This window comes from Rubritalea spongiae (assembly GCF_042652385.1).
GTDB lineage: Bacteria > Verrucomicrobiota > Verrucomicrobiia > Verrucomicrobiales > Akkermansiaceae > Rubritalea > Rubritalea spongiae.
Genome location: NZ_JBHSJM010000001.1, coordinates 3,546,756 through 3,559,175, shown reverse-complemented (window position 1 = coordinate 3,559,175; position 12,420 = coordinate 3,546,756). Strand labels below are relative to the sequence as shown.

The window sequence follows — 12,420 nt, the reverse complement described above, 5'->3', positions numbered from 1 at the left end:
CGCACAGTTACCCCCTCATGTAAGGTCTAGAACTCTAGATACTCTATTATTTCGCCCACTTTGGTGGGCTTTTTTGTGTCCTTTCTTAAAAAAGTTTTTAAAATACTTCTTCTGCGGCATTAAAAGTCAAAGTATTCACCCTAAAAACATCCCTAAAACTCAAGTTATTAATCCACTAATTCCTTTTAAAATAGATATTTAAACGCTAAGTATGTAAGAGTTATTGAATTTCAATCTTTACAAAATAACATTTTTAATAAAGTATCATCACGTCATGAAACCCGCTACCTTGATCACTGCCACTCTCATCGGTTCATTGAGCCCGCTCGCTACTGCTGCGACATCCACAGAAGCACTTCGCGCTAAGTGCAATGCCCAAGAACTCACTATCCAAGAGCTCGAAAAAGAGGTCGATAAACTCCATGCCCTCTTGGAAAAAAATAACGCAGCACCTCAAATGGCTGCTAAATCTTCAAAGACTGCTCCACAAACTGTAGGCAGTTACACCATCCGCTCTGGCGATACATTCAGTAAAATCGCGAAGAAAAATGGTATTTCTCTCAACACTCTTCTCAATGCTAACAAAGGCGTAAGCCCTAACAGACTTAGCGTGGGCCAGACCATCAACCTTCCTGGCGCGACTCCAAAAGTGTCCGCCATTGAGTCTGCTCCACCTAAAGCTGAAGTCTTGCCCGCCGTGGCTCCACCGCTTAAACAACCCAAAGTCGCCGCTAAGCCTGCGACAACGACTAAAACATACACAGTTCAGAAAGGTGATAGTCTCTACAAAATCGCCAGAGAAAACGATACGACGGTCGCGAACCTACTAGAGCTCAACCAAGGCCTCAACCCGAGCAAAATTCAGATCGGCCAAAACATTAAACTCTCTAGCGGCTCAAGCTCTTCTATCAGCAACTCTCCTTCTGCCCTCGCCAAGCAGCAAGCAACTCCTAAAAAAGCACCAGTCACTAAATCTAGCCCTGTTCCTAAAAAAGAAATAGCTAAGCAGCCTGCACCACAACCAAAGACTCAACCCGTAGCCTACGAACCAAAGCAAGTGAAAGTCCGCACCGTGTCCGTCACGCGTCAAATGACCTTCGGAGAATTCGCTTCCGCCCACGGAGCTAGTGTCGATCAGATCAACGAAATGAACGGTCTCAAGCTCACCAAAAGCACAGTTCTCGCACAAGGTTCAGAGCTCTACATTCCTAACATCCACCACTAGGAATTCTTTAAAATTCCTCCCCACAGGTTTCTAAGACAATGAAGACGCTCAGAGGCATACCGCTTCTGAGCGTTTTTCGTATATAAAATTCACCGCTATTCACAGCGTTTACACTAATTGTCGATGTTAACTTAACCTAACTAAACACCACTCCCAATTGCACTAACAATTCACGAAGTTTTTTCTCACTCAAAGCTCCTGCCATATTGATACTCGGAGCAAACAAGACAACGCGCAGCATCTCCAGGTAATAACCTGCTTCGATTAGCCCCCTATCACTCTTCCTATTTTTCCATTGCTCCATCCACGGCAAATAAAGATCAAGTACTCTATCCATTTTCTCAAGATCCTTCACCACTGGGTGCGCCTTAAGTCGTTGAGTCCGCTCTAACATTGCCTTGAAAAACAGCTCATAATCAAGCAATTGCTGCCAACCAGCTTCCACTCCAAAGCCGTCTCTAAATAGCCAGTCAATTTGTTCCTGAATGTCCTCAGCAATCTCCTCAAAATTCGGGTTGCTGCGATTCGTTTCTAACCAAGACTCTATCACACGATAGTCACCAATCGCTGAAGCCAGAGACTCGCACATTTTCTCTGCATGTAGATAAAGCTCCCCACGGCCATCATCCGCTAATTTTAAAAACTCTCCCTGCGACCTCGGTAACTTACTCTGGAAACAAGCAGCCACGATTGCTCTGAGCAAAGTAGCTTGACTCATCCCTGATTTCCCCAAATGCGGTAGATACATTTTCGCCTCCAGACTCAATGGCATCTGCTTCGAAATGTATTTCGCATGGTCAGCATTACGAAAAAGAAATAAACGGATACAGCCCTGTAGATGCGAAAACTCAGCTTCCTTTTGATCTGAAAACACCTTCACACTCACTCCATCGCCATCATCAACCAAGGCTGGAAAACCTACCCCTCTAGGAGACTCCACCCGCTCTGGTAAATCCCCGCATTCCCATGCCTTCATCCCAGAAAAATCAAATTCCGCCCCCGTCTCTTCCTCGAATCGCTCCGTCATCAGCCCTTTCAGCTCATCCTGTAGCTCCGCTGCATTGTAGCCCATTCCTAACTCTTGACCATCCTCATCATACACCCACACCTTCATCCGTAACTCCTCAGGCAGCTTTTCTACCTGAAACATTCCCGCATCTATTCGCACTCCAGAATGAGCCGTCAAAAAATCTGCCAATTCTTGATACAAGCTATACCGAGGTGTCCTCCGCTCCCATTCTTCGGCAAATACACCAGCCGTTTGTGCCGCAGGATTACACGCGATGCGTTGGCTCTTTGGTAAGGATTTGATCAACAATAGTACGCGTTCCTCTAACTGCCCCATCACCCCCCACTCCGGTAACCATGTCGGAAATGTCGAAAGTAAATCAATGCTCACGCCTACCGTCACACCGTCATCAACCTCGCCCGGCGCCACTCGATAATATAAAGGATAGGCGTCCTCACCGTAGTAGAGTTCATCAGGATACAGCGAAGTGTCAGGCAGATCTCCATATACAAAATCTTCAATCTTAGGCTTTAACTTCGAAGCATTCTTCGTCATCCACCGCCAAAATTGCTTCGCAGTACTCATGTCCTCAGGTAGCACCTTTTCAAAATACTCCACCACCGTTTCTTCACTCCACACCCCATCTCGACGACGAAGCTTTACCTCCATCGCTGCCACCTCCTCACGGAATCCTTCGATCCTTTCTAACACCTCTGGCTTCTTCTTCATTCCCCCACCTAACAAGCCATCGCGAATAAACACCGCTCGTGCCGCCTTGGGATCAATTTTTCCAAAATGCACATTTCTGCCAAGGACAATAGTTAAGCCACTGCAAACCACTCTTTCCTTGGCATACACCGCACCCTGCTTCTTATCCCAACTCGCGCTGTGGTAGCTATAACGGCAGAGCTGTAGAGCCACTTCCTCTAACCAAAGCGGATTCAGCTTCGCCACACGTCTCGCCCACAAGCGCGTAGTATCCACCATTTCATATGCCAGTATCCAATCTAGCCGCTTCTTGCCAAATAAACCCGATCCTGGGAAAATGGCAAACTCACGCCCACCCGCACCTTTGTACACGCGTTTCTCTTTGTCAAACAAGCCCACCTGTCTAGGCATCCCACCTAACAAAGCTTTGTGCAACGCATCATAATCCACCGAGTGGTTCTCGCCCTCACGCATCACATGTGTACGCCAACGAAATGCCTCCCGACCTAACACCGCCAATTCATGATGCAAATTCCCCCATTCTAACACCCTACGAAAATTTAAAAATCGCTGACGACAGAATTTGCGAAGCTGGTTCTGCCGCCACTTTCTACCATCTTTAAATTGTTGAAGTTCACACCATAAATGCACCAATGACATGAAATCGGAATCCTCGTCCTGCCATTTCTGGTGAGCCGCGTCTGCCTCCTTAGCTTTCTCCGCTGGTCGCTCGCGTGGATCCATGATGCTCAGACCACTAACAATTACTAACATCGCATCCAGACAAGCTCGATGTTTCGCTTCGATCAGCATTTTACCCAACCTTGGCTCTACCGGAATCCGCGCGAGTTGTCGCCCGATCTTAGTCAGCTCATTCTCACCATCAATCGCCCCGATCTCACGCAAGGTCTTATAACCCTCGCTGATATGCTTGCTCGACGGTGGATCTAAAAAAGGAAAATCTTCGATCGCAGCCAAACCCAGCGACTTCATTCGCAAAATCACCCCAGCCAGCGATGATCGCCGAATCTCAGGATCCGTGAACTCCGACCGCGCATCAAAATCGTCTTCCTCATACAAACGCACACAAACACCTTCACTCACGCGCCCACAACGCCCCTTACGCTGATTCGCACTCGCCTGTGATGTTTTTTCGATCTGCAGCCGCTGCACCTGCTGCGCTGGACTCCACCTACTCACACGCGCCACGCCAGTATCCACCACGTAAACAATCCCTGGAATCGTCAGCGATGTCTCCGCTACGTTCGTTGCTAACACCACACGACGTCGCGCTCCATCAGGATTGAACACCTTTTGTTGGTCTTTCAGCCCCAATCGCGCAAACAAGGGTAAAATATCCGTTCCAGCCCACTGGCGACCATCTAACACATCCAAGCACTCGCGAATTTCACGCTCACCCGGCAAGAAGACCAAGATATCTCCCTGTCTATCAGTTCTCGAAATAGTCTCGATCGAACGCGCCACGTGTCGTGCCATATCTTCACTCTGTTCGCGCGGCAGATACTCCGTCTCCACAGGAAAAGTACGTCCCTCCACATGGACCACTGGAGCACCATTGAAAAAATCAGCAAACCCACCAGCATCCAGAGTTGCCGATGAAATCAACACTTTCAGATCTGGACGACGCTCTAGAAGAATCTTCAAATACCCCAACAAAAAATCGATATTCAAACTCCGCTCATGTGCTTCATCAATAATCAATACCGAATACTGCGACAGCTCAGTATCACCTTGGGTTTCAGCTAACAAAATACCGTCTGTCATAAATTTGACCTTGGTCGACTTGTTTGTATTATCCTGAAATCGAACTTGATAACCAACCTCGCTCCCGAGTTGTACCTTCATTTCTTCTGCCACTCGCTTCGCCACACTCGCCGCCGCTAATCGCCTCGGCTGCGTACAACCCACTCTCCCCTTTAGAGCCAATTCCTGTGCATATTCCACAGCCATTTTCGGCAACTGTGTCGTCTTTCCAGAGCCCGTATCACCCACCACTACAGTGACTTGATTCTTGCGAATTGCCTCAAGAATCGTCTCTCTCTCCTTACTTACAGGAAGAGATGGATAAGTAATCTGAAGTTGCTGACCGTCCATGAGTGCAGCAAGAGGGCTATAGATCACCGCGAAATTCAAGTAAGAGATGCAAAATCTAGCTAGCAAGACGCATAAAACTCTCTAGCCTTCCCGTCAACCATGCAGAACCCGCACATTCTGATCGTCGAAGACGAACACTCCATCGCTGAAAATCTCATCTACGCCTTGGAAACCGAAAATTTCACTACCACCCACCTCGCCACCGGAAGTGAAGTCGCCCCACTCATGAAACAACAGGAATTCGATTTCCTCGTGCTTGACATCGGACTGCCTGATATACTCGGCTTCGATGTCTGCAAGGAAGTGCGTCAATTTTCGAACATACCTATTCTCTTTCTCACCGCTCGCAGCTCAGAAATCGATCACGTCCTCGGCCTCGAACTCGGTGCTGACGATTACGTAACCAAACCCTTCAGTCCTCGCGAGCTCGCTGCCAGAATTCGCGCCATCCTACGCCGATCTCAATCTCCCACTCCGCAATCTCCTGCAGACACAGCTCTCATTCATCACGATCCTTCAGCAATGCGCATCACTTGTGCTGGCTCCGAGCTCGATCTCACAGCTCACGAATACAAGCTCCTCTCCACCTTCATGTCCCAACCTGGGCGCACTTTTACCCGTGACCAATTGTTAGAACACGCTTGGGAAGACCCTGGGTCGGCCATGGATCGCACCATCGACGCCCATATCAAATCACTCCGAGCCAAACTGCGCGATGCCTCAGAACTCTGCTGTGAGCTCATCCAAACCCGCCGCGGTCTAGGCTATTGCTTCCATCTTCCAGATGAAAATTGATCCCTTCGCCCCTGTCCGCATTACGCGCTCTGTCACCGTGTTGGTTGCCGCCGTCACTCTTTTCGGTTTCTACTCACTCTATAAAAACCTAACCAATGAGTTAGAAAACCAAACCTTTCAGGCCACAGAAGAAGTACTCGTTGAAGCTGTCCATCTCTTCGCGGCTCACGTCGAAACCCACCTAGAATCGATCAATACCCTCAATCACTCCAGCCTCGAAAAAGCATTTTCTAAAGCGAAGCTGCACACCTTCAAGGCCGAAATTCACGGATTTGAAAAAACAAAAATTGGTCTCAACTTCTACCTCACTGGAGCAGATGGAATCATTCTCTTCGATTCAGGAAAACCCAACCGCATCGGTAAAGATTTCTCTCATTTCAACGATGTCCACCTTGCCCTCCAAGACAAGTACGCCACACGTTCCACCCGCGAAACCCATGACGACTCAAAAAGCTCTATCCTCTACGTCGCTTCCCCGATCAAAAACGCAGAGGGTAAAATTCTCGGCGTACTCTCACTTTACAAGCCTCAAAATGATGTCCTCCCCTTCATCGCCAAACGCCACCGCAACATCCTCCTCTCCCTCGCAGTCATCGGATCCGGAATCGCTCTCTTTATCATCGCAGTATTCATTTGGCTGTTCCGCCCACTCGGCAAACTCACAGAATACGCCCGTGCCATCAACCGGGGTGAACGCCCACGCTATCCAAACCTCGGAAAAAGTCGCGAAGCAAACACACTCGGCCGCGCTCTCCGTGACATGCGTGCTTCACTCGATGGACGCCGTTACATGGAGCACTACACTCAGATGCTCACCCACGAGCTGAAATCCCCTCTTGCGGCCGTCCAAGGAGCCGCAGAGCTGCTAGAGGAGGACATGCCAGCGGAGCAAAGAAATAAATTTCTATCTAACATTCGCAAAGAAACCAAGCGTTCGACCGAAATTATCGACGGCCTCCTCAAACTCTCACGTTTGGAAGCCGAGGACGAGCTCCACCAGCTCCACCCTATTCGCATCGCCCCCCTCTTTACTCAATTACACAAACTCACGCGCGCTCGATTCGAAGCTAAGAAACTAAATCTAGAAATCAATTGTCCACCGGAACTCGAAATTATGGGCGATGAAATGATGTTAGAAACAGCCATTGCAAACCTGCTAGAAAATGCCATCGAGTTCTCACCCCAAAATGGCACCATAACTCTCAGCGCCGAAACCTCAGGAAATCAAGCAAAAATCACCTTGCTTGACCAAGGACCCGGTCTGGCTGTATTCGTAAAAGAACGCGCCTTCGAGCACTTCTTCTCGCTTCGAGAAAACGAAAAAGGCAGTGGACTCGGGCTGGTCTTTGTAAAAGAAGTAGCCGAACTCCACTCGGGAGAAATCACCTTAGAAAATCACCCATCGGGCGGTGCCATCGCCACACTCACCCTGCCACTCAGTTCATGAACCGCCCTCGCACGCTCTTACTCACTTTACTAGCTGTACTAGTCGTCTGCCTCGCCCTACTCGCACTACGTGACTCCACGAACTCGAAAACCACCCTCACACTCTACTGCGCAGCAGGTCTCCAAGCTCCGATCAATGCAATTGTTGAAGAATACGAACAACAAACAGGAACCAGTATTCAAGTCATCTACAATGGTTCAGGAGCACTACTCAGCCAGCTTCAATTAGGCCGCGGTGATCTCTACCTTCCAGCAAACCAATCCTACATCAACCAAGCTGGGAACTACCTCACCGGCAGCGCCACTTCAGTAGTTGCGCAACAAGCCGTAATCGTTGTCCACCAATCTAACCAATCGATCCATTCCCTAAGCGACCTCAGCAAACCCAACATCAAAATCTCTTTTGCCGAAGACTCCGCTGCCATCGGCAGATACACAAAGAACCTCCTCCAGCGACACCAACTCTGGGATACGATCCAACCAAACATCATCGTCTACAAACCCACCGTCAATGGAGTCATCGAAGACGTCGCACTCCGCTCAGCCGATGCCACCATCGCATGGAAAAATACTGCACAACAATTCCCAAACATCAAAACCATCGACACTTCCATCCTGAACTCTCCTCCACAATTCGCCGCCATATCCATCCTCAAATCCTCCAACAGCAAACCACTCGCTCAAAAATTTATCACCTTCCTCACCACTCACGCCAGCAGTCAAACCATCTTCAAAAAGCACCACTACGAGATAGTTCAGTAAGGCAAAGAGAAAATACGAATGAGATAGTACCTCCATAGGCCGCTCCCCCCATCGCAACTCAAGGTCATTGTCCCTCCACACAAACAGGAGCGCTACGACTAAGACAGCACTAGACACTCCCCAGCGCTTCGCTAATCTTCCGATTCACCAATGCACGCCACGCTACCAACTAAGCCATCATCTGACCTACCGTTCTACACGACACTCTATGGCTTCACAGCACTTTACGCGGCAGTCATCATCCTTCTTGTCGCTGCCAGCGCTAGCTACATTACCTGGGCCGACCTCCTCGCGGCGGTGGGCAGTGAATCAATCCAGCAATCCCTCACTCTCACCTTCCTCACCTGCACGATATCCGCCATCCTCGCCCTCATCTTCGCGGTCCCCATCGGTTACACCCTCTCCCGCTTCCGATTTCGTGGACACACCTTGCTCGACACGATCCTCGACATCCCCATCATCCTCCCACCGCTCGTCGTCGGCCTCAGCCTGCTCATTCTTTTCAACGCCTTCCCCACTGAACAAAGTTCACTTGAAAAATGGCTCAACCAGCGCGGCCTCGAAGTCACTTTCCACATCCCAGCCATCATCATCGCCCAATTCACTATCTCGGCCGCCTTCGCTATCCGCAGCATGAAAAACACCTTTGAACAGCTATCCCCCCGTGCGGAAATGGTCGCCCTCACCCTTGGCTGCAATCGCGCCCAAGCTTTCTGGCGCGTCGCACTCCCTCAAGCTGGTCGCGGTGTGCTCGCCGCTGGAGTCCTCGCTTGGGCCCGCGCACTCGGCGAATTTGGCCCCATTCTGGTCTTCGCCGGCGCCACTCGTGGCCGCACCGAAGTCCTTGCCACCTCCGTCTTCCTCGAAGTCAACATAGGCAATCTCGGTGGAGCCGCAGCCGTCTCACTCATTCTCATCACCCTAGCCATCGCCACCATCCTCACTATCCGCCTAGTCGGGGACCGAAAGTGACAAATGAGAAATCATAAACACAACAGCCAAACATCAATAAAAACTCCATTAGTCAGACACATAAAACACAACTTCCTGAGTCCACACAAAGAATTTTGCACCATTTATCAATTCTATATGGCACCACACACCCAACGCCGCAGGCGTCTCAATTCAACATTTAACACTCAACATTAAACATTGCTGTCCGTCTCCAACATTTCTATCAGCTCAGGTAATTTCCAACTCAACTCCATTAGCTTCGAAATCCCTGATGCCCAATGCCTTTCTCTCATGGGTCCTTCAGGATCTGGGAAAACCACCATCATGGAAGCCATTTGCGGACTGCGTAAAGTACATGAAGGAGAAATCTTATTAGATAATCACGACATCACCCAGTTGCGCCCCTGTGATCGCAATGTCGCTCTCGTCCCCCAAGACAACGCCCTCTTTCCTCACCTCACCGTGCACGAACACCTAGCCTTCGGCCCCGGTCTCCAAAAATGGGAAACCGCGCAAATTCAACAACGCGTAGAACAACTCGCGACAGAACTCGGCATCTTAAACCTACTCGATCGTAAACCGAACATGCTCTCCGGTGGGGAATCCAAACGTGTGGCCCTCGGCCGCGCCCTCGCCACTCGCCCCAGATTACTCTGTCTCGACGAAGCCCTCACCGGTCTTGACGAAACCACCCATGCCGAAACTCTCGATTGCATTAAGTCCTCGATCGAACGTGAAAAAATAACCACGCTTCATATCACCCACTCTCAACAAGAAGCCAAGACTCTCGCCTCAATCAAGCTCTCGATCCACGACCTCATTGGTTAACGAAATCAGCACCATTGAGCCCTACGTACCTAGATTACCGCGCTGAACTCGAAACATTCTAGATTTTCTCACACTCAAAGCCGTCGCTTATAACTTATCCTCCAGATTGCTTAACGTAGTTGCTATCTTTGCCTTATTGATCGCATCGATAAATTGTCTGAGACGCCCGAAGTCATTACGACCATGTCTGAATGTGATTCTTGGCATTTCAGCTAGCTCCACTTCATTCATTTCCTCTTTCAATGGACCGCACTGAAGCATTTCTCCCGTCTTCACTATATCCGCAAAATCTTTCTTCAACTTCTCAAAATCTTTAGGGTCAATTGCGTCTTGCAAGCGAATCACTAACTTATCTCCAACATAGCGGTACGAGTGGAAATTCTTGTAGAAATCCACAATCTCTTTCACCGCCACTTCGATGTCATCGGTCACCTTGAATAGAGAAAAGTCGGACTCGGAAATCAGCCCTAAACGCATGAGATGCTCTTCGATGAATTGGTTCCAAAACTTCCAATATTTACCACCTGGGGCATCCAACAAGACGAGCGGATAGATCAAGGCCTTTCCCGTCTGAATCAAGGTCAGAGCCTCGAAAATCTCATCCATTGTGCCAAAACCACCTGGCAAAGCAACGGCCGCATCAGCTTCTTTGACAAAAGACAACTTCCTAGTGAAGAAGTAATTATAGTCTATTAACTTCTCATCTTTAGAAATAAATGGGTTTGCAGAGGACTCAAACGGCAAGGAAATATTGAGTCCAAAACTGAAATCTCGCCCAGCACCTTCATTACCTGCCGCCATAATCCCTGGGCCGGCTCCAGTAATCGTCATAAAACCCTCTTCTTTCATCCGCTGCGCAAACTTCACAGTAGTGATGTATTCAACCTCCTCCGGCTTAGTCCGCGCAGAACCAAAAATCCCAACCTTCTTCAAATGGCGATAGGGGTAAAATACCTCAGAGGAAATGCGCATCTCTTTCAACGCGCGATTCATTAATTTAAAATCGGCTTGGCTTACTGAGCTACGCGATACCCGAACTGCAGTTGTTAGCATTTCCGCCAGTAAACAGAAGTTCCCATCACGGTCCATCTGCTGTGAAATCTCCATGATTCGATCATCCAGCTTCTTCTCGCCAGTCGTTCCCACATAGGAACAGGATGCCGAGTGGATCATCCCCCCCGTAAAATCCTTCTCCTGCGGTACATCTCTATGATTGCGTTCACTCATAGAAATAACTCTAGATCGTATTCATTTAGGCCGCCACTAAATCCTGCTAGAAAATGTTATTTTTTCTTTGGAGGTCGAGAAGCTTTCCCTAAAAGACGGATCATTTCACCGTGTGGGATTGAGTCATACTTACCTGCGAGTTTGTTTGCCTCCACTTCACGCCGAACATTAGGCTGCACATCCTCCACGTAGAATCCCACTGGCACTAAATACTTTTTCGTGAACTTCCTAATATCATTCTCAGCTTCGAGTGCTAGATGCACACGTTCATCCTTTTCAAGAATCTCATGCACTACCTCAAGTTCAGAAGTGAGTAAATTCTGATCATCTAAATACGAACTCAGATAATATGCCTCCCATGGCGCTTTCTCATTCAATCCCTTAATCAGAGCACTCACTGATTTCACATAATCCAATTCTAACATTTGCGAATCTATACCATTATAACCCTCGAGAGCAGCACCATAAACTCTGGACAAGCCTTGCTCTATCAAAGGAGCACCAGCCCAGTCATGAAATCCTTTAAAGAAACGGAGACGACACTCTTTCGAAAACCCATCATGACTTTTCGAAGCTCCTGTCCTGTTAAAATCATTAGTTCCAATAAGGCTGTACACATAGGTTGAGCTTCGAAGCTTCGCATCTCTGAAATCCTTCTCCTTGAGGTAAACACCACTCCCAGACCCACAGGCCAGAACACCTGCAATCCTCTTATCTCTCTCAGCTAGAAGATAGGCCATGCGCGATCCGCCCGACATCCCTGAAGAAAACGCCATGCCCTCTATCACCGGAATGCGTTCAAAAACATCATCAGCCATTGCTGCCATTGCTATGTCTGAGTCGGCAAAGCCATTTTTAGATTCTATAGATAAGGCAATAACACACCCTAATCGATCAGCTGCACTGAGATACTTCTGCATCGGTTTGAATGATTTCCCTCCACCAGAAGCCATCACAAAACAAACAGCCCACTCTCTACCTCTATGAAACTTTTTTGGCAAATAAAGATGATATCCCCAGCGCGAATCATCGCCACAGCGCACATTTTGGCGTACCTTGCCCGCCACAGCATTAATCTCGGAAATACCCGTTTCTCCCTTATTCTTTTCCTCAATGTACTTGAGTAAGAAATCCTGATCAGCCGGCGAAAGCTGATTCATCTTAATCCTCAGCTCCGAACCGTTCTCACGTAACAACACAACTTTGTCCCAATCTGATTCGACCAATTCAGCCTGGATGCTAGTACCAGAAGTACTCGTCCATACTCGCATAGAATCAGCATGACTAATCACAGGCAGAATACAAAAAACTAGCAGTGCTAGCGGTAAGAAAAAACGAGACATAGCAATGA

The 12,420-nt window shown here is 48.6% G+C and carries 9 protein-coding genes; 6 read left to right on the top strand and 3 right to left on the bottom strand.

Annotated elements, in window-relative coordinates; translation table 11 throughout:
- Nucleotides 1–274 precede the first annotated feature (274 nt).
- On the top strand, nucleotides 275–1,225 hold the full coding sequence (locus ACFPK9_RS15755) for a LysM peptidoglycan-binding domain-containing protein (protein ID WP_377092499.1): 951 nt from the start codon (nucleotides 275–277) through the stop codon (nucleotides 1,223–1,225).
- A gap of 136 nt (nucleotides 1,226–1,361) precedes the next feature.
- On the opposite strand, the gene hrpA is transcribed toward ACFPK9_RS15755, so the two are convergent.
- A complete protein-coding gene (gene hrpA / locus ACFPK9_RS15750; RefSeq protein ID WP_377096493.1) occupies nucleotides 1,362–5,084 on the bottom strand; it encodes an ATP-dependent RNA helicase HrpA in 3,723 nt (1,240 codons plus the stop codon).
- Nucleotides 5,085–5,156: 72 nt separating this feature from the next.
- On the opposite strand from hrpA, the gene creB reads away from it, so the two are divergent.
- The 5 genes from creB to ACFPK9_RS15725 all read left to right on the top strand — a co-directional run bounded on the left by creB (nucleotide 5,157) and on the right by ACFPK9_RS15725 (nucleotide 9,842).
- Nucleotides 5,157–5,852 (top strand): two-component system response regulator CreB, encoded by a 696-nt coding sequence (gene creB / locus ACFPK9_RS15745; RefSeq protein ID WP_377092495.1) that lies wholly within the window; start codon nucleotides 5,157–5,159, stop codon nucleotides 5,850–5,852.
- Nucleotides 5,842–7,299, top strand: coding sequence for a two-component system sensor histidine kinase CreC (gene creC, locus ACFPK9_RS15740; protein ID WP_377092494.1), 1,458 nt, complete (start codon nucleotides 5,842–5,844; stop codon nucleotides 7,297–7,299). The genes creB and creC overlap by 11 nt, the downstream gene beginning before the upstream one ends.
- On the top strand, nucleotides 7,296–8,060 hold the full coding sequence (modA, locus tag ACFPK9_RS15735; RefSeq protein ID WP_377092493.1) for a molybdate ABC transporter substrate-binding protein: 765 nt from the start codon (nucleotides 7,296–7,298) through the stop codon (nucleotides 8,058–8,060). Before creC ends, modA begins: the two co-directional genes overlap by 4 nt.
- 150 nt (nucleotides 8,061–8,210) lie before the next feature.
- Entirely contained in the window at nucleotides 8,211–9,032 is an 822-nt protein-coding gene (locus tag ACFPK9_RS15730; protein WP_377092492.1) for an ABC transporter permease, read from the top strand.
- Between the two features lie 180 nt (nucleotides 9,033–9,212).
- Nucleotides 9,213–9,842 (top strand): ABC transporter ATP-binding protein, encoded by a 630-nt coding sequence (locus ACFPK9_RS15725; protein ID WP_377092491.1) that lies wholly within the window; start codon nucleotides 9,213–9,215, stop codon nucleotides 9,840–9,842.
- Between the two features lie 87 nt (nucleotides 9,843–9,929).
- Here ACFPK9_RS15725 and ACFPK9_RS15720 read toward each other — a convergent pair whose 3' ends face one another.
- Together ACFPK9_RS15720 and ACFPK9_RS15715 are read right to left on the bottom strand one after the other, a co-directional pair.
- The gene (locus tag ACFPK9_RS15720; protein WP_377092490.1) at nucleotides 9,930–11,069 is read right to left on the bottom strand and encodes an LOG family protein; all 1,140 of its coding nucleotides are present in this window, start codon (nucleotides 11,067–11,069) and stop codon (nucleotides 9,930–9,932) included.
- Between the two features lie 56 nt (nucleotides 11,070–11,125).
- On the bottom strand, nucleotides 11,126–12,412 hold the full coding sequence (locus tag ACFPK9_RS15715) for an alpha/beta hydrolase family protein (RefSeq protein ID WP_377092489.1): 1,287 nt from the start codon (nucleotides 12,410–12,412) through the stop codon (nucleotides 11,126–11,128).
- Nucleotides 12,413–12,420: the final 8 nt, after the last annotated feature.

Coding starts and splice junctions, on each gene's coding strand:
- creB (WP_377092495.1), top strand. CDS start 5,157: ATGCAGAACCCGCACATTCTGATCGTCGAAGACGAACACTCCATCGCT.
- ACFPK9_RS15720 (WP_377092490.1), bottom strand. CDS start 11,069: ATGAGTGAACGCAATCATAGAGATGTACCGCAGGAGAAGGATTTTACG.
- creC (WP_377092494.1), top strand. CDS start 5,842: ATGAAAATTGATCCCTTCGCCCCTGTCCGCATTACGCGCTCTGTCACC.
- modA (WP_377092493.1), top strand. CDS start 7,296: ATGAACCGCCCTCGCACGCTCTTACTCACTTTACTAGCTGTACTAGTC.
- ACFPK9_RS15730 (WP_377092492.1), top strand. CDS start 8,211: ATGCACGCCACGCTACCAACTAAGCCATCATCTGACCTACCGTTCTAC.
- ACFPK9_RS15755 (WP_377092499.1), top strand. CDS start 275: ATGAAACCCGCTACCTTGATCACTGCCACTCTCATCGGTTCATTGAGC.
- ACFPK9_RS15715 (WP_377092489.1), bottom strand. CDS start 12,412: ATGTCTCGTTTTTTCTTACCGCTAGCACTGCTAGTTTTTTGTATTCTG.